Below are 22,641 nucleotides of genomic sequence, written 5' to 3'. Positions count from 1 at the left end.
GCGTCCCCAATGGGAGCGATCATATACTGCAACAGAGTTTTGTGCTGCTTGGATCGCCGCTGCGTCGTTGGTGTCAATGGCAGATGTAGACATGGTGAAATCTTTAGGTGCCGCGAGGTTATGGGCATTGAAAATCTTAGCAAATATGGCTTTGCGGGTTCAATGCGTTTGTGGGTTGGGGTAGAAAAGTTGCTGGTTCTTAACCTAACGATTTGTTTCCGCTTGAATTTCTTGAATAAATTTTAAAACTTCTTCTTCCGATTGAATGTGTCATGCTAACAGTTGCGCCGTTGATTCAAGCAACCGTTCAGAGAATAATTTAGCTAAGTTTTGCCGCAAACCCTACCCGATATAAAACTTGAGTAAGGCTTCAGGTGAGATATCTTTACTATTAGCTACTTTTTTTAGCGATTCCAATGTGTCTGTCGGTATCCTTATCGATACTGTTTCTGCTGCATGGGGTTGCAAATGTAGTTCGAGTTCTTCTTTAGGCTTGTTCATAGAAATGACTTTTTACTTAAAGCTAAAAGGTTATTTGTGTGGACTTTAGAACCTTGCATTTTCTATAAAGATAACCTGAGGTAGTGTCTGGTAAAGTGCGATGGCACAAAATGCCCGCTTCGCGATCGCCTTTTTTCCGCAGTGATTCCACTGAGAAGAATCTTTTCTTTGTTCAATTCAACTGTACGTGTTTTGGTTACTCTTTTTATCAAACGTCTGATAATTATGTCCTTTGAACAGTTCCAAGCAGCACATGAAAGTATCTACAGCACTGGTACACGGCTATTACAATACCTCGAGGAAATTCGTCAAGGTCGCTTTAGTGAAGGAGACAGTACCAAAGGTTTGCAGAGTGTTGAGGATGACATCAACAAAGCCCTACACGCATTAAAAGAGCAGAAGTATCAGGTTGCTGTGATTGCGGCAATGAAGGCAGGTAAGAGTACCTTTTTGAATGCCGTAATTGGTGCTGATGTTTTGGCTAGTGAAACAGCAGCGTGTACAGTCTGCCGTACAGATGTCCGACATATTGAAGCTGGGCAAGTTCCCAGACTTTTAGAATACCGAGAGGGACAAAGACGACCTATTGTTATTGCTGAGGGTGACGCTGGAGAGATTCAGCAGAAATTTCTGGTACGTACTCGCGAGATTCGGGAGAAACATAATCCTGACAATACCACACGTTTTGAGATAGAGCATCCCATTGAAGCCATTAGCGAACTCTCATCCTTATCTGGTTTCACTTTAGTTGATACTCCTGGTCCAAATGAGTGGGATGCCAACTTCAACACAGTAGCACTAAAGCAAACTGCACTAGAAGCACTGCGAACCTGCAATACGATTTTGTTCGTTTTAAATTACGCTTCCTACAAAGACAATGCTGTTTCACATTTGTTTAAGGATGTAGTGGAGAATCGCCAAGAAATTTTAGCCCAGAACACAGGCAAGATTTACTTCATCCTTAACAAAGTCGATCAGAAGACTGAAAAAGACCGAGATATTGCTGATGTCATAGAGGATTTGAAACGGGAGTTAGCTAGCTTTGGATTTCCAAATCCACTTATCTACCCTGCCAGTTCTAGACAAGGACTTTTGGCAAAACTTATCGCTCAAGATAAGGCAAGTCAAAGTCAGCTAAAGGACTTTAAAAAGTTTTTCAGCGCCAAATACGCCATTGAAGATGAGGAAGGCAACCAGATTATACCTGCGCCGCGTAAGATTGCACCCCAAGCTTTAGAAGATAGTGGTATTCCTACTATTCAAGAAACAGTGATTCAAACCATCACACAGAATGCAGGTTGGAATCTTTTGAGTGAGGTTTTATTAATACTTAATAAGGCAGCAAGGGAAATTGAGAATTCACTGAATGGACAGATGACTGGCTGGAATACCAAACTTGAACAACTCAAACACATAGTTGAAGAGTATCGTAGGCGGTCTGAGTCTGCTAGAAAAAAGGTTGAGGCTGTCAAAGAATCTGTAAAGAAACGAGAACAGGAGTTAATCAGCAGATTTAGCCAAGGAATCAGCGCCTTTGCTGAAGGTACTAAATCCAAGATACAAAATGAAATTGACGAAATTGCCGATTCTAGAGTTACTAAGTCTGCAAACTCCGAAGTTTATCAGAAGGCTGAACCACAGGCAAGCCAAGAAATTCCCAGTAATAACATGAGTCTAGCTCTCACCTTACCTAATGCTGTTCCTCTACTAGGTGGCTTTTCAATTTCCTTCAAGGTGCAACATCCTCTAGTGGAAGCTGTTGGGAGAGTTATTCCAAAACACTATGAGAGTCCTGAGTATTCTCAATATAAAAGTTCTGATCCATATAAAATTAGGGTTGATGCCGAAGAAGAGGCTCAAGAAATTGAACGCACTATTAACGAATTTTGTACTCCTCACATCCAGAGTTGGTGGTTAGATACACAAGATGAACTTGTTAGAGAAGGTACACGGATTCGACAGCAATTGGTACAAGAAATCCAAGAACAAATTCAAGATGTATCTAATGAACTATCTAGTTATCTAGGAGAAGCTTTGCAAGTTGAACTAAACATTACTCCTATTCAGTTTCCCAGTTTTGACTTTGAAGGCATTGATGCCCAAATCCAATATCAAGTTGAAGTGTATATGAGGTATAAAAAAGAAAATGAAAATCGCCCAGAACTAAGAATGCGACTAGGTGATAGCTTATGCAAGCCAGTTGAATTTTACATAGAATCAGTCCCATATGAAGTTGACATCCAAGTAGAAGAGAAGCATTCCTTCTACGAAGTTGACTTGCGCGAAACAGCACAAGCAATCAAACTAAAAATAGATAATCAGGCATCTGGAAGCCGAGAGCTTCTACAGCGAGTCATTGAAAAGCAGCTTAAAGCGGATTTTAGTAGTGCTGAAAAGCAAATAAACGACTATATCAACAGGTTTCAATCTTTGTTTGACCACTTGCTCAAAGAACGGGAAACGAAGGAAGAAGAGGCTCCTCAGATTCTTGCAATGCTTGGCTCTCAAAAAGCAACGCTGAATGAATATCTACGTGAATTGACAGCTATTAGAGCATCTTTAGATACTTGGAAGCCAGTACAGGTAGTCAGGTAGGCGGCTAGGTAACTTGCCACCCCATACTAGCTGCAAAAGCGATCGCCTTTTTCACCTCTTCTGTTAGCCTGCTAATCACAGCTTTGTTTGTATAGCCCGAGAATTGTATTCTGCGGGCTTTGTTCATCTAGCCCCAGAATGCTATTCTGCGACCTTTTGATGTACACTATCAAGTCGGAAACCTCACGGCACTTTTTACCGTCTTTGTTGATCACTGGCAATTAAAGTCCTGAGTGCTATATCCTAAATAATTTGCATTTAGTACTTAGCACTGTTTTGGTGAGGTTACTCTGGTAAATTTGCAAACACTTGTTCAACTAACTCCTTTGTCTTAACCTCTAAGCGTTGCCAGTCCACCTCGCCGTTTTCATCGAGTAAACTCGTATCAATGTTAACTGTTTCATTCCCCGGTATGTACTCACGAAAACACACTTGATAACACAATTCCCATAAATCTATACTGATTTGTTGGTCTTGACGCTGTAGACATAAATGGTATCCTGGATGGGGCATTGGCAGACGCGAGAGTGTTTCTCTGATTTCCAAAGCTTGCTCCGGTGTTACGGCTTCCAGGTCTTGCAGGAGCTTGGTCACGATCGCTTTGGTTTCATCAGTAGTGCCAGTAGGCCAAATCAGGACATCTTGATAAGTCCCCGTCCAGGAAGATACATCAAGCAACTTGCGAATATTATCGACAACGCGAATGAAAGCAGGTTGCATGAGGAGTTCCGCCTGCTGCCATGCTACTGAATTGCTAATTTTAGGTGGCATTGGAATTAACAAGGGCTATTGAAAGAAAAATTAACAATGTGTATTTATTAAAAAACTACGTTTTACATCCAAATCTTTTCTCAAGATAGCGGATTTCATTGAGAAAAATTTGGAGATATTTATTACCCTCTTTAAAATTGGGTGTTATCGCTGGGGAGTGAATATGATAGGCAAATTACTGGATCATCGTTACAAAATTATTAGAGTCCTTGCTACAGGAGGATTTGGTGAAACTTACATTGCCCAAGATACCAAACGACCGGGTAATCCCGTTTGCGTTGTCAAGCACCTTAAGCCTGCTAATTCCGAGGCAAAAATGTTTGACACTGCTAAGCGTTTGTTCCAAAGTGAAGCGGAAACTTTAGAAAAACTGGGCAACCATAACCAGATTCCTCGACTTCTAGCTTACTTTGACGAAAACCAAGAATTTTATTTAGTACAAGAATTTATTGAAGGGCATCCCCTAAGTGAGGAACTGCATCCCAATCAGCGCTGGAATGAAAGCCAAGTGACTGGTTTGCTGCTGGAAGTTTTAGACATTCTGAAATTTGTCCACGGACAGGGTGTGATTCACCGCGACATCAAGCCGGATAACATCATCCGTCGCGCCTCGGATAACAAACTCGTTCTTGTAGACTTTGGAGCTGTTAAACAATTGCGAGTGTCTGCTGGATACGCTTCGCGAACACAAATGTTTACAGTTGCGGGTCATCACTCTGCAACTGTAGCTATTGGCACTCCTGGCTATATGCCCACGGAACAAGGTCAAGGCAAACCCCGCCCAAACAGTGATATGTATGCTCTTGGCATCATTGCCATTGAAGCGCTGACGGGAGTAGCGCCAATGGATTTGCAAGAAGATCCTCACACTGGGGAAATCCTTTGGCAACATCTCGTACCTGTAAGCAACGCCTTGGAAGCCGTGTTAAGCAAGATGGTGCGTTATCACTTCAAGGATCGCTTCCAGAGTGCATCAGAAGCACTGCAAGGATTGCAACCGCTTTCCTCAAGGTATAGACCCGAAGAGTACTCAAACACTCCCAGTTACCAAATCATCAAGTCCTCATCTGCCTTATCTCCACAGTCTCGACAAAAAACGCTCGCAGTTGCTCCGGCAAATCTTGTCGCCCAACCAGTAGCAGCAGCAACCCCTAAATCCACCCCCAAAGGTTCTAGTGGACCTGACTTATTACAGCTATTAATTCTGGCGGTTTTGGTTGGTGGCGCTGCTGTTGTTAGCCCAGCTGTGGTCAAGAACGTTCAAGGTTTGGCTTCCGATTTTGCTATTAATAACGCGAACTCACATAGTGAAGCGACATTAGCACAAAATTGTTTAGCTATTGTCAAGGAAAATTCTAATATCCGTTCTGAGCCAAGTCCTATTAACGATGATTCTATTGTAGAAACTGTTACTAAAAATAGTAAATTTGAGGTGACAGGTATGCGGACAAAACGCGGTTGGGTACAGATTAAACTTGATCCCACACAGAAGGGTTGGGCCAACTCAGAAGTTATTAAAAATAACGAAGAATGGGTTTCTTGCCTGCGAGACAAGGGCATTGCAATCAAAACAGTAGATGATAATAACTTGATTGCCGATCGCCCAGCGCCTAAGCCAAAAACAAAACCTGTGGTTGATGTACCCACTTCATTGTCACAGTCAGAACAATCAGGAAAATCACAACCTTCAGCTTATAATGACAACGGTTACCAGGTTGTGAAAAAAGCCAAGAATAAGTACGAATCAGGAGATTTACAAGGTGCGATCGCGCTCTTAAGGACAATAACTTCAAATCCTACTGCTGTCAAAGAGACAACAGAGATGATATCTCACTGGCAGCAAGATTGGACTAAAGCAGAAGCTTTATTTAAAGACCTCGACACAGCATTTGCTGAGGGACAATGGGATAAAGTATTGGCTTATAAAGACCATCCAGAAAAATTACCCAATATTCAGTACTGGCGAAATAAAGTAGAGCCATTATTTCAACAAGCTGCTGATAATTTAGCAAAACAACAGCTTCCTGAATTAGGGAACTTTAGCAATTACAATAAACCCAAAGTGGAACATCCAAATTCCAGTTTGGATAATCAACCTGACACGACAAATAGTTATGATTATACCGATATTTTTGAAGAGGAAATTCTAGAACTAGAAAAGAAACTGTAATAAAAGCTATCAATCAACCTTGGGTTGTTGCTAATATAGCGCTTCTTGTTTGGATGAAGTAATTATTTATCTGTGTCCCATGAGTGGTTCTTATTTCTTGATGTATTGCACTTAACACTAGAACCGCTATACTTTTTAATCAGTCGTTAGTCGTTAGCTATTACTAAAAAGCTAACAACTAACAACTAACATTTAACAATTAGCAGTCAATATCTCTATACATTCCATACTAAGGTTGTCGAGCTATTTTTTCGGTTGTGCGGGGGCGCTCTGCCGCTCTAAAGCAGCGTTGAAGAAGTAAACTCGGTCACAATATTGGCTTTGACTAGTACAAACAGCCTCGATAGCAACGTTGCTGGCATTGCTAACATCAAATGCTAATGAAGTTTGCTGTCCAGGGGCAACAGTACGGGTTTCAGCTTGGTTGCCATCTAAGTAAACCTTCACCTCAACCCCTGGACTTTTTGTATCATTGTCACGTATTCCAAAACCCAGATTGAGGGTTTGAAACGGGGGTTTAGAACTCTTTTCTGGCTTGATGTTACAAGTTAGAGAAGCAGAACGGTTACCTGGTCCGAGGTAAAACCTGCTCGTATAAACTGCTCTGCCTATAGAAACATCAAGGTTCTCCTGACGAACAGTGCCAAGTCCACTGTTTACACATTTACTATTTAGCAGCGAGACAGGACGCTGTGCCCGTTGTGCTTGAGCAATTTTCCCTCCAAAGGAGAATAAGGAGGACAATAGTAAGGCACTGGTAAGCACTGAACTGATTAACTGAGTTTTTTGCATTGCAATTTAATAAAGTAGTTCGTAACGATTCAGGCGAAAACAAAAATAATAATAATACCTAATTGACTTTCAATTTTTTTGTATGCTGAACATCTGAAAACTTTTATACCAAGTTAGGTGAGTCGTGGAGGCTGCTGGGGTGATAGCGAAATATCTCCCCACCTCGCCAACAAACAAAACGCTTTAATCGACTCTCACACGGAAGCGAACAAAAGCGGGGTTTCCGCTGCTTATATTAAAAGTACCCAAATTAACAATCACCGCACCTTTATTATTTGTTTGATTTTGGCAGGTATTACCTGCAGGCAAAGGTGCCAAAGGTGATAAAAATGTTCCTTGATCTGCACCATTACCAGCCCCAGACACGGAAATACCGTTGTTGCTATAACTTGTACCATCTGGAATTAAGTCGCAGAACCTAACATTGTTCACTCCTTGGGCAAGGAAATAGATTGTGTACTCCACTTCATCGCCGCTTTGCACAGGCGTCTGTAAGTCGCGAACACCACGAACAGGCTGTGACTGGTTGATTTGATTGTCATCATTCCCAGGACCATCATCAAAGGTGGTGAAGTTAGTGCCTGGGATGGACTGACCATTTCTCAAGACGTTGGTAATTCGCTTAACCAACAGCAAATTTGTCTCGCCTGCGCCTACAGCAGGAACATTGAAACCGAAGTTAGCCGTATTGATATTCTGACCACCTGCTAGGGTAATGGGATTGGGCTGAGTCAGAGTGGGAGTAAAGTTAGCCGGAGGGTTGGTAACGGCGACTCTGTAGGTGCCTGCAGGTAGATTAGGTATGCTGTATCTGCCGTTGTTATCGGTAGTAGCGGTGCGGGTAATGTCGTCACCTGTGCCAAATTGACCATCCGGTCCTGCACCCGTCAAAGTAACGGTGATGTTAGGAAGTCCAGGTTCTCCTGGGTCTTGAACGTTGTTGCTATTTCTGTCGTTGAAAACAGTATTGCCAATTGTGCCGAGTTGCTGCTGCGTAAAGCCAAAATCAGCCGTGTCTAAATTCTGACCTGCTGCTAGGGTAATGGTAGCGGGCGGAGTTTGGCTGGGGGACAAGCCATTCGGTGGGTTTGTGACGCTGACTCTATAGCTTCCAGCAGGCAGATTGGGAATGCTGTATCTGCCGTTGTTATCGGTGGTAGCAGTGCGGGTAATGTCGTCAGCTGTGCCAAATTGACCGTCCGGCCCTGCACCAGTCAAGGAAATCGTAGAACCACTGATTCCGGGTTCTCCTGCATCTTGGACACCGTTGCCGTTGGTGTCGTTGTAGACTGTATCGCCAATTGTACCGGGCTGCGCGAAGCCAAAATCAGCCGTGTCTAAATTCTGACCTGCTGCTAGGGTAATGGTAGCGGGCGGAGTTTGGCTGGGAGACAAGCCATCGGGTGGGTTTGTGACGGCGACTCTGTAGTTTCCCGCGGGCAGATTGGGGATACTGTATCTGCCGTTGTTATCAGTGGTAGCAGTGCGGGTAATGTCGTCGGCTGTGCCAAATTGACCGTCCGGTCCTGCACCTGTTAAGGAGATAGTACGACCGCTGATTCCAGGTTCTCCTGGGTCTTGGACGCCGTTGCCGTTGGTGTCGTTGTAGACTGTATCACCAATTGTACCGGGCTGCGCGAAGCCAAAATCAGCCGTGTCTAAATTCTGACCTGCTGCTAGGGTAATGGTCGTGGGGGGAGTTTGAGTGGGAGACAAGCCATCTGGTGGGTTAGTGACGGCGACTCTGTAGTTTCCCGCGGGCAGATTGGGGATACTGTATCTGCCGTTGTTATCGGTGGTGGCGGTGCTGGTAATGTCGTCTGCTGTGCCAAATTGACCGTCTGGTCCTGCGCCTGTTAAGGAGATAGTACGACCGCTGATTCCAGGTTCTCCTGCGTCTTGGACGCCGTTTCCGTTGGTGTCGTTATAGACTGTATCGCCAATTGTACCTGTTCCCGTCGGCACACAAATTTGTATCCGATCAAGACCAATCGTCTCATCCTGCAAAGGGTTACCGAATTCTGTTCCTGGTTGGTAGAGAATCTGGATTCGAGTCACCGCACCAGATGGCGTAGCTGTGACGTTACCAAAGCTTTCTGTAGGAAAAGCATTTTCAACGATACCTTCTGCAACGTTGCCAGTCACTCTGACATTACTAGGACTAATCGCCGTAAGAGTTACCCCAACAGGTGCATTGCCATTAAAAGCTGTTACCGTAACTCTATCTTGGTAAATGTACGCAATATCACCTATAGTATCGCGTGCGCCAGATCGGTCAACATCCAACAAGGTGAGGGGAGAAGCTAAGGTAACTGGTTGTGAAAAGTTAATGGTGAGCGTCGCACTACTACCTACTGGCGCTGGTCTGTCAAAACGAGAGTTTGGATCTTCACTCCTTCCGACACCTATATTAAACCTCAAATTTGGTCCTGGAAGGCCACCATACGTCTCGTTGGTAATTAATGTTTGGTTTGGATCAAGAACTTCACCAGGGGTGCTTTCAGTAAAGCTGAGGGTAGCGCTGATTCCGTTAATGCTCAGGTTCTGACTAACAATTCCTGCAAGGTTGCTGGTTGGAGTCCATTGTAGGGTTTGTGCTGTTGTTCCAGCTGGGCAACTGCCTGATTGTTGTGCCAACGCCTTCCCACCCGAAAAGTTCCCTACTATTGGGACTTGCGGCAAGGCAAAAAGCACAGTAGCAAGCGTAGTCTTGAAAGTGAGAAGACGCACAACTTTTTTATTGGTTTTATTTAATACATGAGCCACAGCAAATTCCCTATGTCCTGCCGACAGCCTATCTACTTCAAAGACTTGGCACGAAAGCCAACGGGAAGATGGAGCGATTGCGCGGAGCGCACTGCCCTTACGGGCGATCGCTTTTAAATGCTGAAATAAAGCTTTCATGAGCTTCTAGATTTTGGACGTGTGGACTGTGAACTATGGAGTTTGGACTATAGCGGTTCTGGTGTTGAGTGCAGTACATCAAGAAATAAGAACCACTCATGGGACAGTCATGGGACACAGATAAATAATGACTTCATCCAAACGAGAAGTGCTATATAAATTGGACTATCTTCTCCCTCGTCGCCTCTCGATCTGCAAATCATCTTCTTGTTCTTCAATAATCAGCTCAATACCTCTGACATCTCTAAAGATGATTTCAACACGGCGATCGCGCGCGTAATCAACAATATCCGTACCCCCCGGAACCTTCCTCTGGCTTTCGCCAAACGAGCGGATGGTCATCCGTTCTGGTGCGATACCCTTACGCAGTAAATAATTTCTCACAGACAATGACCGTCTTCTACCCAACGCTTGGTTGTATGCGTCGCTGGCGCGGGGGTCTGTATGACCTTGTAATTCGATAACGATGAATGGATATTGCTGCAAGACTTCTGCCACTCTATCAAGAACAGCTGCACTTTCCTGACTAATAAAGGATTTGTCTAGAGCAAAGTGAACATTGCGCGGTACCCGTAGCCGGATTGGTTCGGCTGGCGCTTCTGGTGGTGGTTCCGGAGGTGCTGGTGGTTCAGGTGGTGCAGGGCGTGAAGTACACTGCGGAGGCAGAATCTGCGGTGGTTTGCCTGCTGGGGCGGAGTTCGGTGAAGTGCCTGTTGTGCCACCTGTTGTGCCAATAAAGGCGCCAACAGCGGGTTCAGATGTGCCGTATCTGGGGTCGGTGGCGATCGCACTCACGATATCCCCAACCTGTAGATTTTCTACCGTCACGCTAAAATTACCCTTCTCGTCCACCTTTGTAGTCGTGAGTGGAGTCGTTAGCGCCCCGTAACCTTGTTGATAAAGTGCCTGTCTTCCTGTTTGATAATCGCTGAGGCGATAAATCGTCACCTCAGAATTGGGGTCAGCTTTTCCTTGTAATGTCACACTGTTACCAGCAGGAACAAACGTTCTTGTGGCGAATTCCGGAGCGTTAATGGCAGCATTACCTGTATCCTGACGGCGATTAGGGGAATTTCGCTTAGGATTGGGACCATCTCCCCGTTGAAAGTCGTATACGTCCTCCGGATCTCGTTCGGTGTTGAGGTCAATACTCAAGCCTTCCAGTGCGGCAAACCCGTTGTTTTGGATAATATTACTCTTGGTATTGGGAAAAGCCGACACGACAACCCCAGGTCCCGTTTGATTGTCAATTTGATTACCTAGGACTTGATGGTTGCTGCCCATCAGGTAAACCGCTGCTCGCCGTAAACGCCTGCCATTATAGGTGATCCGGTTATTTTGGATTCGCACATCTCCTTGTGGTTTAAATAAATACACTCCAGCACCATCGTTGGCACAAATCAAGTTGCCTGTAATTTGGGACTTGTTAACGACGCCTTCGATACGTAAGGCATCCGGCATTCCAGCTAGTCCATTTCCAACAATAATGTTTTCGGTAACTACCGTATTTTCTCCACGTACTGAAGTAATAATCGCGCTGCCTTCGTGGTAATAAATACGGTTGCGCCGAATTGTTGCCCCTTGAGAATTAAAAACGTAAACTCCGAAAGCCGACGTGTTATCGGGGAACCTTTCATCAACCGTCAGCCCCAACCAGTTGTTTTCAATGACAACGTTTTTCGGAGGAACATCCCTGTTATAAAAAGGAAAGTCATCGTTGGGGGGCTGCTGTCTCTTGGTATTGGGAGGTGGGAAACGATGGGAAATCACAATATCCCCAGGCGGTGTCGTCAGCGTCACTGGCTTAGGAACGCCATCGTAAATCAGCAGGTTTCCGAGTTGCTGCTTGATCGGGCTAGCATTGAAACCGTAAAGGTTTAAGCCGCGAATGGTTACGCCATCTGCGACAATAGTCAAACCGCGAAAGATTTCTGTGTTTGGTGCAGGGGCGATCGCCACCAGCGGAACGGGGATGGCAATTTCAGCAGTTGCTGAAGTTGAAGCATCGTATCCAGGCTGAGTCGAACCATCTATGACTAATCCTGGAGATGCCAAATCTGGCAGTTGTCTCTGTAACTGGATAGCCGTCGCACCCGCAGGGAGATTAAACTCGATGCGACTCCCCCCAGTGGTTGGTTGGATCTGCGCTTTTTCTCCACTGCTGAGTCGCTCAACTGGTAGCGTACCATTGACAACCTCAATTGCTTCCCGCAAAGTCAGTTGCTCATCCGGTTTGACATCACCATCTTGATTGCTGTTAACTACAACCCGGAAGGATGAGGGAGATGAGGGGGATGAGGGAGATGAGGGGGGTAGTTGTTGTGAAACATTCCCCATTCCCCCTTCCCCATTCCCCAATTTGGGTGTCTGACTGAATGCAACATCTGAAGGTAGAAGATAAAAACTCACGGGAAGTAGATAAAAAATTTGCCTGGGAATTTTTCTTTTATTCTTCCTGACTTTACTAAAAGCACCCTTAACATTCGGTAGCCACTGAACTTTCAAATTGGTCATCACTCACTCCTCTCCACCTCGAAAACCGCTTAGAGCCTGGTGTTTTCTAAGGCTGTCAATTAGCTGTAGGATTCTGGACTTTTGTGAATTGGTTTGGGGAACTGCTAGCGCTTGTATCTGTTTGAGACGCTCAATAAGTTGGTTTTGAGGTGTCTGAGATTCAGTTGCAGATGGCGCTTGTGTTTGTTTCAAACGTGAAATGAGTTTGCTCTGAGGTGTTTGTGATCTCGTGTCAGGTTGTAACTGAGATATTGGTGACACTTCAGACTCTTGTTGCTGCTTGGGTACAGGCTTTTGCAATCCAAAACCGCCCAAAAGCTCATTCAACTTCAAGCTGATATTCACGTAAAAACCACCTTCAGAACGGTAGCCGGTAAAGTCGCGGTCATCCACACTACCAAAGCTATAGCCCAAACCAATCCGCAAATCTGGTGTTAAATAATACCCACCTTCTACAGCAACTCCAAATTCATCGTAGTCAGTGCCGCTATTGGAATTTTGACCAATCCAACGTCCTTCGACGGCTAAGTCGGTGCGATAACCCAGCCTGTAAGTTGTCCGCAGTTGTGCCAAGTTGACACTACCGTCGTATCTCTCGCCATCTAAGAAGGTGACACCATTGCGGAGGGCATATTTGCCGTAGAATTCCCATCGCCAGTTAGGAGCGTAAATGGCTTCTGCGGAAAAGACATGACCTGTTGCTGTGGAGCCTGTGAGCTGAGTTTCCGGAATTGAGTCATAATTTTGACGCCATTCGTATTTCAGCAAACCATTGAATTTATCATTACTGGGGTCGCGGTAAGCTAAACCAACTTTCAGGTTGGCTGTGTCTCCGAGTTCTTGAAATCTCACTCCTGAGACGTTGATACCAGCAGAAGTCGGCAGAAAGACATTTGCCTCACCCGCTTGTTGAAAACGGACTAACGCAGTTAAGGCGGGGGTGAGTTTACCAGCAGCAGCGGCTGAGATAACGAGGTTATTCGCTTCATTTCCGTCTCGATATTCAAATCGGGTGCTTGCTTGGAAATTGGGATTATCAGTGTATTCCAGTCCGAGGCTGTAAACAGAACCGGCAAACAGTCCTAGGGTAGATGCTGATTGACCGATCGCATAGTATTGCTCGTACTGAGAACCTGCAGCGGTGCCGTTGAAGATATTTTTGAAGATGTATTCGTAACCGACGTTGACTCGTAAACCAGGAGCGATCGCCCACCTGTGATTTAGTCCCAGAGCGCCTTGACCTTGTAAGCCGTTGTATGCTGATAGCACAGAATAACGACCTGTCAGAGCGGTATCCTCAGAAAACTTATGGTCAACAATCGTATCCAGGGTGGTGATCGAGTTGCCTCGGATTAAGCTGGTGTCATCGTAAAACTGATGAGCCAATCGTAATGTCACACCTGGAAAGGCTTTCCAGTCCAGTCCAAAAGTTGTACGGTTGGGATACAGTGGGTCAGAGTCGCCCAAATTCAGTTCATTTAGAGCTTGGAAGGTCAAAGTTTGAGTTAATGGCAGCTTCAGACGGGATACCAACTGATCGGCATCGCCATCAAAGCGATCGCTGACACGGTCTTCACGAGAACGGTTAACATAACTCAAACTCAAATCAGCAGCACCCAGCTTTTGTAGAATTCCCGCGCTGAAGGTTCTGAGTTCGTTATTGACGCTTTCACCAGGACGTGCTTGTGGCTGGGGATTGAATAAGTCAAAAAAGTCTACAATTCGACTCGGAGAGGTTCCATAGTTTTCTTCGTAGTCGTAAGCTGCTATCAAGCTTGTGGTATCAGTTATCTTGGCAAGAGCTGACGCTCCGTAGCGCGTTTGTCCGGCGACAAAACTAAAGGTGGCATTGTTGGCGAAGCCTGGCTCAACTGCGCGGTAGTAGGCTGACGCTTGGAAACCACCAAAGTTACCAACAGCCTCTAGGCGGTAAGCATTACCATTGATTTCCCGACCAGTCACCAGGTCATTGTTAGAACGAGCAAACTCCCCGACAATCCTACCTGTATTGCCGAAAGATAGAAGGAAATCCGCTCCATACAGATGGAAATCTTGAGCGCCTTGGTCTTCGAGTAGGTAACTCGCACCGAGGAACGATTTGGTTTCCAGTGCTTGAGAGAAGTTGTATTGTAATCTTCCAGCATAAAGGCTGGAGTCTTCACCGCCTTCGTTTTGGTAGGTGACAACAACTCGCCTCACCAAAGAGCGATTAAACGGGTCGAGTTGGGTTGCCAGAATAGAACGGCGAAACAGAAGTGTACCGCGATCGTAGTCAATTTCGTAATCAGGACCGCGAAACAGTTGTTTACGCTCAATCACCGTCCCAGGACGATTGATTTCTTCTGCTTCCACATAAACGGTTTCACTGCCTGGAATCAGGAGACGTTTTGATAAGAAATAGTTACCACTGGTGCCATTAGGTACAAAAGTATCCCGTTGGAAGCCCTCAATATTGTTGGCATACATCCCAGTGATCTGGAAGTTGCCTAAGTTGTAGTTTGCTTTAAAGCCGTGTAACTGCCGAGAAGTGGCGGTATATAGCTGAGACCCTCTGGCAAATTCTGCTGTGCTGTAATCCCCCCACATAAAGTAGTCTGGTTCTGCCCCCACTATGGAGGGTGTACGCTCAAAGCGAGCGTAAAAACTATCTATAGAGGGAGTGGTAGCAGTAGAAGTGGAACTATCGCCGTAGACGGGATAAGGTTGTTCGCAAAACTGAGTACCACCAAATAAGCGGTTTCTACCTTCGCAGTCTTCGTTAATTGGGCGATAGCTGTTAAACGCTCCTGTAAATAACCACTCCCCTACTTGACCCGTGGCGAAGACAGAAGCCTTGAAATCAACCGTTGTGCCATCATTTATTTTCTCTGGGTCAAGAAAATCCCGAAAACTCCCCCAATAATCAGTGCCACCTGCACCAATTCGCAAATTCACGACTCCTGTTACCAGTGATGGACGGAGATAAGTCGTAAATTCTACTTGGGTGTAAGCCTCAATTGGGGTCTTTTTGAAGTTGTTGAATACAGAAGTCTCTGTTTGTTGCTCAAATGGTGCATCTCCCAGAATCTCCAGTTGTCTGGGCGCTGGGGATTGTTTTCTAATACTGTCTACCGCTGCGCGAATGCGGACTTGTTGAGGTTTGATGTCTGATTGCAGTGTGGCGGTGAACTCACCACCCCGTGCCATCACCTGAAATCCACCTTGGTCTTTATCTTGGTCTGCTCCAACAAATTTCCCTGCACTCGTGGTCAAAGTCACCATCACATCTTCGCGGATGATTTGACCGTTTTCATCGGTTATTTGCCCAGAAAGCTGAATCGTAGAGCGTCCGTCAGCTTGGACGCGCGGGTCGGCTACAGGTGCAATTTCAATTTTGACTTTGTTCTGGGTAATCGGCTGTGAAGGTACAGATGGCGCACTATTCCCCGTTGGAGGGGTTTGTGAAGTGGAGGGAGTCGGGGGAGTCGGGGAAGTAAGGGGAGATGAGGGAGTTGGGGAAGTAAGGGAAGATGAAGGAGATAAGGGAGATAAGGGAGATGGGGAAGCCGGGAAAGCTTCAATTGATTGGGACAAAAAGAATGATGAGGGAGATGAGGAATTGGGGAGTGCAGGAGACAACAAAGTAAATTCCTTCTTGTCCTCCTTGTGCTCTTTGTCCTTCTTGTGCTCCTTGTCCCCTTGTCCCTCTGATTCCCCTAGTTGGAATGATGTTACTGTCTGCCCTTGATCTTCCGTTGGCGCACTGGCTAAAGCAGCGTTGGAGAACCTTGCCTCTGTGCCAACAAAAGAGGGTAAAGTGACTGCTATCAATGCTGGTAAAATGCCTGCACTCCCCTTAGTGACTAGGGAAAGGTACAAAATTTGGCTGTTGTCGCCACTGCCAATTTTTTTGGTAAATGTTTTTCCTAGCTTTCTTGTTTTCATCGCTTACCCTCTGAAAACGCCGGTGTAACCCCAAAATTCACCCTAACCATACTGCTGGGTGCTAATTTCACCAGGCGTGACTGGCTATTCTTTTCTATGAAGTACAAGTTAGGTGCCAGTGCGTAACCTGGTAAGCTACTCAAGTCCAGCGTTGCTGACCGATAACCAGAGATGACGTTTGGCAAGGAGAACAGACCCTTTGCATCGGTAACGATGCGATTGCCATCATCCATGTAAATAACGGCGTTTGGTATTCCCGGTTCGTTCGGTTGCTGTTCTCCGTCAAAGTTTTTATCGACAAACACCCGACCAATCAAGGTGCCACAATCAGACAAAATACCTGGTCGAATCCGCAACAGATAACTAGCTTGATTACTTGTCAAGTTCCCAGAACTGGCTTGTGCCAAGTTTCTTCCAGTTCCTCGAACCGCATCTGGTGTGACCTCGGCGGCGTAGACAACATTCAAAGTCTGGTTTGGTTGGAGTCCTTCTTGTGAGGTGATTGTCACCGTCCGATTTGAAGCAGTGTTCACCCTCAAAGGCACAGGTCTATCTCCTATAGAACCTTTAAGCGACTTGGAGACAAATCGTAAACCTAGAGGAAGTCTGTCTGTAATCGTCAAATTCGTTGTCGCCGAACGACCTGTATTTCTAATCGCCAGGCGATAAACGACTGTGTCGCCTGGTTCGGCTGCAGCTCTATCACCTGTTTTGATAATCTCCAACGCAGCTTGACCCGCTCTAAAAGTGACGGGATTAGAATTTACTCTTTGTGGGAGATTGTCTGCACCACCATTTGCAGTGTTTGAGATTACCCCTGTTTGAGCAACAGAAGGGATAATTTTATAGGTAAAAGCACCTAAAAAGGTAAAGGCTAAAAAGAGGCTCCTATGCCTCAGCCATGAGGATATAGATGTCATTGAAGGCATCAAGCAACAGCAGAGGTTTGTCTAACGTTTGGGTTTTCAACCAAACACGTTTAGGTTTTTAACCAAACAACATTAGAGTTGTCGCCAAATAAGAATTTGTATTCCAAAGCCCCTGATTTATTGAGGTCTAAAGCGAAGAAAAGGTTCTTAAGCGACAAGTCTGTTGTTTTTCCTGTAACTTTCAAATTTCTTTGCTCCCAATGCATCGTATCAGTAAAAGCCACTAAGGTTATCTGTACTTCCGTATAATTGCTGTTTCTTCACGATTCTTTTCACAAAATCTTTAAATAGATTTTTTTTGGGGGGAGCATAATTCAAAAAAAGTCTGTCAATAATCACCAAACCAACTTTTGCTATCACAGCAATTGCAGTTTTCGTTTTCAAAGATATACACATACCTCGAAATCAGGATTTCATTACAGATATTGGGCTTGTTTTCAAACAACACCACAAATGATCCTATGAAATCTGGTTTATGCAGGTATTACAGTGTCACGCAACAAGTACATCAAAATGATTAAGCAAACCGTACGTAGATGACTATATTCTTCCGTATTTGCTCACATTTTGCTGAAAGCAGCTTGTTAATCTCCTAAGAGATTTATGCCTTATCTTTTGCTTTTGTAAGACAAGAGGCTGGCTATTAACCTGCTGTTGATACCATTGCATTTTTTTCATTATTATGCTTTGCAAAGTCTTTAATTTTTTCCTACCAGAGCATAATTATGCAACATTATTGTGCAACATTTCCCTGCGCAAACACACAAGTTTCTGGCTTTATCAGGTTTAGCAGATGACCGCCATTGATGATCCCAGTGAGATGTATTCACGCAGATATCATAGAACTAGCTGTGCAGGAATTGCGTGAAAAACACAAAAACAACCTGCACAAAGAGTGCTATTTTCTGCTGTGCTACCCAGATGTCAACAATCTGCCCAAATAATATCTTCAAAATATTAAATTCTAGAAGAATGGGCAACTCAAAGCAGCATGAATTAGGTGACTGGTAAAGCCCAGCATAAACCTAATTCATGCACAAGAGAATCATCAGATTTCTCAGTGAATAAATACGTTTTAGAAGAATAATACAGTAAACGGGAAACGATGCACCAGTTTCTTTAATCGAATCTTCATTTTTAAGCAACACATCAATAATATGATTTAGCGATTGCCTCCTCCAGGTGCACTCCGTGCCAATGCGGTGCATGGCACGCAAAAAGCGTTTGCGCAAGGCGCGGCTTTCTCTAGAAGCATCGCCCGAAGCAATCAGGGATATAAAAATTTATATTCGGTCTTTTCCGTATCCGGATCTTTACAGAAAAACATAAAAGTTATAAACAAATCACTTGTTAATCTTTGCTGTTTTCATAGAAAACTCTGATTTATATATCTGTTATACGGTTGCGATTTCAAGCACAAACTGGTTAAACAGCAATTGTGTGCTAAAATTTGTCCAAGTTTATTGACCTTTTTGTAGAATTATGATAATTAATAACCCTTGACACGCAAGAGAAGACATTTTACTTTTTCTGGAATCAAGAGCCACACTTGCTTTAAAAACACAAAATATTATCGTGGCAGATATCACCTTGATAATTCCACAATAACAGCGCTTCAATTCACATTGCGCTCGTTGTAGGATAAGCACAAATTTATAGGGTTGTCAATAGCCTATAATCAATAGCTCTTTATTCATCAGTGTTAGCTCTTAAGTGTTGACAGTTTTAATTTAATACGTATCGTCATATTCTGGTGCTTCAACTCGTCTGACTTCGGTACGAGGAGGCAGAAACTCAGTGCGACGTACGGGAGCCAGCGGTGGAGTTGGACCGTTATAGGGATGAATAACTTGTACGGTACGAGTGGGACGGTCTTTTGGTGAAAACAAAGCCAAGACACCAGCGACCACAATGCCACCGCCTATCGTGAGAGTTATGCCTCCCACCGCCCAAACAACAGGAGAAGACCACCAGCGATTTTCAGACTGCTGCTGCAACTGTGCTGCATTTTGGTTCTGCTGCTGATTTAATTGAACTTGGTAGTTGTAAACTTGCTGAAGTTGGGACTGGAGTTGTTGGACTTGAGTTTTGAGATTATTGTTTTCGTTTTTTAGTCCCTCATTTTCCAATCTGACGCGTTCCATTTGCACGCGCTCTTCAGTATTCGGGCTGACTGGCATTGGGTTAGGATATGGTTGCCCAGGATAAGTCGCAGTTGGCGGCATCATTGCTGGAGGCGCTACCACAGTCGTTGGTAATTGTGAGGTAACTGTATAGTTAGGTTGCAGGGAACTCCCTCCTGCCCCCTTGAGTAACACCAGAGCTGCCAGTCCAGCTACGGCAACTCCACCGATAAATGCCATACTCTCACTCATCGCCTTTTCCCCTAAAATGCGACGATACTACAGCTATCGCTGCCTGACACTCTCTCACACTCATAAAAATCATAAAAGTTATGACCTACTTGTTTTCACATAATACCTAAAGCTTTAGTCGCGGTATAAGGCAGTTTTTTACCGCTAAATATGTGCTTTATATATTCAAGACGATATTGGTTAAATTGTCTACCAAGTAAGGTAAGAAAAGTTCGCTGTTACAGTTTCTTAATCTACTTTTTAATCTACCTCCCTTGATAGAGCAACCTAAGTAATTAAGCTTAGATTAAGTTGTAATTATGGCTGCTTGAGAGTTTGACAAAATTCAACAGATGGGATTTAGTCAGTGTTGCGGTGTGTATGATTGCTAAACCTTTGACAAAAGCGCTGCCTACTATAACTGCATCTGCTCTCCAATCTCCTACCTGACGACTTTGTTCTGGTTGGGAAATACCAAAGCCTACACGAATCGGCTTATCAGTCAGACGACAAATATGCTTTTTGAAAATCTGGTACTTGCGCTTGTTTGAAAGCGATCGCCCTCAAGACCGAGCCAGCCTCTGACTCGCTCCCTCAACGGAGTTCAGGGGAGGTACAAAGTGCCTCAAGCACAGGAACCGCCAGAGGCGATCGCACTTCCCTAGTCGCGTTCGGGCAATTGCGCAGTGGCAAAGCCAATCGCCAACTGGGAGTCGTCGCTTTCAGGATTTCCAGCACCTTCTCCAACGTTGTTAAGGGTTGGAGAAGGTGCTGCTGTTGACTCCTACTCCCTATTCCCTACCTGCTTTTCTTGTTCTATTTCGGCTTGAATTTTCGCCAGTTCTTCGGGAGTGAGGTCTTCCAAACGTTTCTGGAAGTAGGCTTGTTCATATTGTTCGCGTTGTTGGTGGTAGGTCATTTTTTTTCCACAGCACGGAAACCATAGCTTAGCAACCAGCCAATCAACCCAACAAATAATAAAACTTGGCTCCAAGTACCAGCTTCCAAGTTATCTACGCCTACTAATCGCAGTAAGACATATGCCGAGCCGCCGGCAACAAAAATTCCCAAGCCAATTCCGATAGCGTCAATGCGTCGCATGAGAGTTATGACCTACCAATTTCGTTAGACTTCAATTTGTCGCCGTCTGGGCCGCAAGTTCACAAACGGCGATAAAAGCAACAAACCCGGAAAGAAGAAGAATACCAAAAAGTACATAAAGGCACGTTCTACAGAGCTAGCCACATACCAGCGTAGGTTTAAGTAAAACAGGACGGCTGCTGGTACCACCAGAAGATATGCTCCAGCCAAAATCAGATACACTAGCGCTACAACCATAATTTCTTGGTTCTTAAGTAGAAAAGACCTGTTGGTGCTGTTTTCCATCATAGGCTGAATGCCTGGGCTGTTGAAAGCATTGTTGCCCCCAGGAAGATTAAATAATAAAGATAGAAAAAATTGTTTCACCTGCCTTGTTTTTTTTGCTCTTTTTTCTAAAAATGATGCTATAATAAACAACCAGTGCTAGGATGCACAACAAATGAGTACTTGAGTAAGCATCTGTAAAGTTGCGACAAAAAAATGTAAGACGCAAGTCAGGCAGAACAGTTGGCTAGGGGCGTTCCCCGAATTCAACAAAGTGTCCCTGAAACCTAAAAGCGCAGTTTGATCTCAAAAATCTCAAATTTTCCAGCAAAAAGTGCAAAATTGGACAAAAAACACATTTAATGCTGGAATAGATGAGGAGGTTATTTGGTACCTCCACAAAACAAGTGACTCCTAAATAAGTTAGGGGGTGTGGCGGAATGGTAGACGCTACGGACTTAGATAACTGAGCCTTGATGGAGAAATCCGCCAAGTGACCGCTCTCAAACTCAGGGAAACCTAAATCTGGTAACAGACATGGCAATCCTGAGCCAAGCCGAAAAAAGAAAGATAGAAGACAGAAGATAAAAGATAGAAAGTTTTATTCTTTCTTCACTCTTCATCACTCTTGACTCTTTTTAAGGAAGGTGCAGAGGCCCGACGGGAGCTACCCTAACGTAAAGTCGAGGGTAAAGGGAGGGTCCAATTCTCAAAGCCTGATTAGGTGAATTAACCTGTAAGGCAGTAGTGAAAGCTGCGGGAGAATGAAAATCCGTTGACCGTAAAAGGTCGTGAGGGTTCAAGTCCCTCCACCCCCATTTAGAAAATTCAAAATTCAAAATTCAGAATTCAAAAGGAATTCCGGATAAAAACCGTACTGACTTGTCAGAAATCACGATTGAAGACGGTGTTCGTCGAGCCAAGCTAAGCCAGCACCAGCAGTTTCCGCGAGAATGCTCACCAGACGATACAGACCAGTTGCGCTGATCAGCACCGCCGTAGGAAACTGTTGCTGTAAGAGTGCGATCGCAGTGGCTTCAAACACACCCAAGCCACCAGGTGCGCCTGGAACCACTAACCCCAGCAACCACGCGAAACTAAAAGCACCAAGTAATAAAGGAATTTGACTCAAGTTCAAAGGACTCAAGGCAAACAAAGTTAACATAAATCCTGTACTGCGCAGTCCCAAAAAACCTAATTCTCCTAGTAAAGGGCGCAGAGGATATTGTTCAAGACTCAAGGGAACTGCTTGGGGGGTATCGTTCGTAGACTTTTTTGCTTTTATGCGGTGTAATAGGCGAGTTGCTCTATTCAAAAACCTGGGATGGAGAACACATAGCACTCCCAGCAAACCCAGTAGTTGTAGTATGAGCAGGATGATGGTGGTTTTCTCAGCCATAAATTGGCTGCCTACTAGGACAATAATTAAAGCAGCAGCTGCCATCAGTAGAGGTTCTAGCAATACACTGAGAGTCGCTGCGCCACTAGAAACATTTGCATTTTTTGCAGCCACAATTCTTCCGTAGTAATGCCAGATATTGCCTGGTATATACTTAGCAATATTTGTTTTTAGGTAAACTTGAATAAATTCTGAAGAGTTAACAGGTTGATTTAATTCTTTAAGAACCCAACTCCATACCCAACCTGCCCAAGTATGTGCCAGTAAAGTGATACCTGTGGCGATCAAAAGAATTGCCCATCCTACTGCATCAATATGGATGCTAGTCACTTCTTGCCAGTTATCCTTAAGGGCTTTTGCCAAAAAAAACAATGTCCCACCTAAAATTACCCAGCGTAAAATTTGCTTCATCTTTTTAGTGAT

Annotated in this window: 14 protein-coding genes and 2 pseudogenes; 2 read left to right on the top strand and 14 right to left on the bottom strand. The window is 44.6% G+C overall.

Annotated features, from left to right (window positions below):
- Nucleotides 1-342: 342 nt before the first annotated feature.
- Nucleotides 343-501, bottom strand: coding sequence for a CopG family antitoxin (locus V5G28_RS31240; RefSeq protein WP_332987253.1), 159 nt, complete (start codon nucleotides 499-501; stop codon nucleotides 343-345).
- A gap of 225 nt (nucleotides 502-726) precedes the next feature.
- Here V5G28_RS31240 and V5G28_RS31235 point away from each other — a divergent pair, with 225 nt between their 5' ends.
- The gene (locus V5G28_RS31235; RefSeq protein ID WP_332987252.1) at nucleotides 727-3,096 is read left to right on the top strand and encodes a dynamin family protein; all 2,370 of its coding nucleotides are present in this window, start codon (nucleotides 727-729) and stop codon (nucleotides 3,094-3,096) included.
- 4 nt (nucleotides 3,097-3,100) lie between these two features.
- Here the strand turns inward: V5G28_RS31235 and V5G28_RS31230 are convergent, their stop codons facing one another.
- Both V5G28_RS31230 and V5G28_RS31225 read right to left on the bottom strand, forming a co-directional pair.
- Nucleotides 3,101-3,223, bottom strand: a complete 123-nt coding sequence (locus V5G28_RS31230) for a hypothetical protein (RefSeq protein ID WP_332987251.1) — start codon at nucleotides 3,221-3,223, stop codon at nucleotides 3,101-3,103.
- 158 nt (nucleotides 3,224-3,381) lie between these two features.
- Nucleotides 3,382-3,867, bottom strand: a complete 486-nt coding sequence (locus tag V5G28_RS31225; protein ID WP_332987250.1) for a hypothetical protein — start codon at nucleotides 3,865-3,867, stop codon at nucleotides 3,382-3,384.
- A 163-nt stretch (nucleotides 3,868-4,030) separates the two neighbouring features.
- On the opposite strand from V5G28_RS31225, the gene V5G28_RS31220 reads away from it, so the two are divergent.
- Nucleotides 4,031-6,037 (top strand): protein kinase domain-containing protein, encoded by a 2,007-nt coding sequence (locus V5G28_RS31220; RefSeq protein WP_332987249.1) that lies wholly within the window; start codon nucleotides 4,031-4,033, stop codon nucleotides 6,035-6,037.
- A 243-nt stretch (nucleotides 6,038-6,280) separates the two neighbouring features.
- On the opposite strand, the gene V5G28_RS31215 is transcribed toward V5G28_RS31220, so the two are convergent.
- From V5G28_RS31215 to V5G28_RS31165, 11 genes and pseudogenes are all read right to left on the bottom strand, one after another.
- Nucleotides 6,281-6,829, bottom strand: a complete 549-nt coding sequence (locus V5G28_RS31215; RefSeq protein WP_332987248.1) for a hypothetical protein — start codon at nucleotides 6,827-6,829, stop codon at nucleotides 6,281-6,283.
- A gap of 183 nt (nucleotides 6,830-7,012) precedes the next feature.
- Nucleotides 7,013-9,733, bottom strand: coding sequence for an MSCRAMM family protein (locus tag V5G28_RS31210; RefSeq protein ID WP_332987247.1), 2,721 nt, complete (start codon nucleotides 9,731-9,733; stop codon nucleotides 7,013-7,015).
- Nucleotides 9,734-9,898: 165 nt separating this feature from the next.
- On the bottom strand, nucleotides 9,899-12,247 hold the full coding sequence (locus tag V5G28_RS31205; protein ID WP_332987246.1) for an OmpA family protein: 2,349 nt from the start codon (nucleotides 12,245-12,247) through the stop codon (nucleotides 9,899-9,901).
- Nucleotides 12,248-12,250: 3 nt separating this feature from the next.
- Complete coding sequence (locus V5G28_RS31200) at nucleotides 12,251-16,171, bottom strand: hypothetical protein (RefSeq protein WP_332987245.1); 3,921 nt, start codon at nucleotides 16,169-16,171, stop codon at nucleotides 12,251-12,253.
- The gene (locus V5G28_RS31195) at nucleotides 16,168-17,091 is read right to left on the bottom strand and encodes a hypothetical protein (RefSeq protein ID WP_332987244.1); all 924 of its coding nucleotides are present in this window, start codon (nucleotides 17,089-17,091) and stop codon (nucleotides 16,168-16,170) included. Before V5G28_RS31195 ends, V5G28_RS31200 begins: the two co-directional genes overlap by 4 nt.
- Nucleotides 17,092-18,830: 1,739 nt before the next feature.
- Nucleotides 18,831-19,475, bottom strand: coding sequence for a heterocyst differentiation related protein (locus V5G28_RS31190; RefSeq protein WP_332987243.1), 645 nt, complete (start codon nucleotides 19,473-19,475; stop codon nucleotides 18,831-18,833).
- A 365-nt stretch (nucleotides 19,476-19,840) separates the two neighbouring features.
- Nucleotides 19,841-19,963, bottom strand: a pseudogene (locus V5G28_RS31185) (tryptophan synthase subunit alpha); the annotation flags it as partial.
- An 85-nt stretch (nucleotides 19,964-20,048) separates the two neighbouring features.
- Nucleotides 20,049-20,201 (bottom strand): hypothetical protein, encoded by a 153-nt coding sequence (locus tag V5G28_RS31180; RefSeq protein WP_332987242.1) that lies wholly within the window; start codon nucleotides 20,199-20,201, stop codon nucleotides 20,049-20,051.
- Nucleotides 20,202-20,238: 37 nt separating this feature from the next.
- Nucleotides 20,239-20,555 (bottom strand): annotated as a pseudogene (locus V5G28_RS31175) (DUF3007 family protein).
- 24 nt (nucleotides 20,556-20,579) lie between these two features.
- Nucleotides 20,580-20,792, bottom strand: a complete 213-nt coding sequence (gene ndhL, locus V5G28_RS31170; RefSeq protein ID WP_096571266.1) for an NAD(P)H-quinone oxidoreductase subunit L — start codon at nucleotides 20,790-20,792, stop codon at nucleotides 20,580-20,582.
- Between the two features lie 919 nt (nucleotides 20,793-21,711).
- Entirely contained in the window at nucleotides 21,712-22,629 is a 918-nt protein-coding gene (locus V5G28_RS31165; RefSeq protein ID WP_332987241.1) for a lysylphosphatidylglycerol synthase domain-containing protein, read from the bottom strand.
- Nucleotides 22,630-22,641: the final 12 nt, after the last annotated feature.

Origin of the sequence: Scytonema sp. PRP1 (assembly GCF_036697665.2) — a bacterium.
Lineage (GTDB): Bacteria > Cyanobacteriota > Cyanobacteriia > Cyanobacteriales > Nostocaceae > Kalymmatonema > Kalymmatonema gypsitolerans.
Note: the sequence above shows the minus strand (reverse complement) of the source record. Positions and strands in the feature narration are given on the sequence as shown.

Coding starts and splice junctions, on each gene's coding strand:
- V5G28_RS31240 (WP_332987253.1), bottom strand. CDS start 501: ATGAACAAGCCTAAAGAAGAACTCGAACTACATTTGCAACCCCATGCA.
- V5G28_RS31210 (WP_332987247.1), bottom strand. CDS start 9,733: ATGAAAGCTTTATTTCAGCATTTAAAAGCGATCGCCCGTAAGGGCAGT.
- ndhL (WP_096571266.1), bottom strand. CDS start 20,792: ATGGTTGTAGCGCTAGTGTATCTGATTTTGGCTGGAGCATATCTTCTG.
- V5G28_RS31225 (WP_332987250.1), bottom strand. CDS start 3,867: ATGCCACCTAAAATTAGCAATTCAGTAGCATGGCAGCAGGCGGAACTC.
- V5G28_RS31165 (WP_332987241.1), bottom strand. CDS start 22,629: ATGAAGCAAATTTTACGCTGGGTAATTTTAGGTGGGACATTGTTTTTT.
- V5G28_RS31220 (WP_332987249.1), top strand. CDS start 4,031: ATGATAGGCAAATTACTGGATCATCGTTACAAAATTATTAGAGTCCTT.
- V5G28_RS31200 (WP_332987245.1), bottom strand. CDS start 16,171: ATGAAAACAAGAAAGCTAGGAAAAACATTTACCAAAAAAATTGGCAGT.
- V5G28_RS31215 (WP_332987248.1), bottom strand. CDS start 6,829: ATGCAAAAAACTCAGTTAATCAGTTCAGTGCTTACCAGTGCCTTACTA.
- V5G28_RS31205 (WP_332987246.1), bottom strand. CDS start 12,247: ATGACCAATTTGAAAGTTCAGTGGCTACCGAATGTTAAGGGTGCTTTT.
- V5G28_RS31235 (WP_332987252.1), top strand. CDS start 727: ATGTCCTTTGAACAGTTCCAAGCAGCACATGAAAGTATCTACAGCACT.
- V5G28_RS31190 (WP_332987243.1), bottom strand. CDS start 19,475: ATGAGTGAGAGTATGGCATTTATCGGTGGAGTTGCCGTAGCTGGACTG.
- V5G28_RS31230 (WP_332987251.1), bottom strand. CDS start 3,223: ATGAACAAAGCCCGCAGAATACAATTCTCGGGCTATACAAACAAAGCT.
- V5G28_RS31195 (WP_332987244.1), bottom strand. CDS start 17,091: ATGACATCTATATCCTCATGGCTGAGGCATAGGAGCCTCTTTTTAGCC.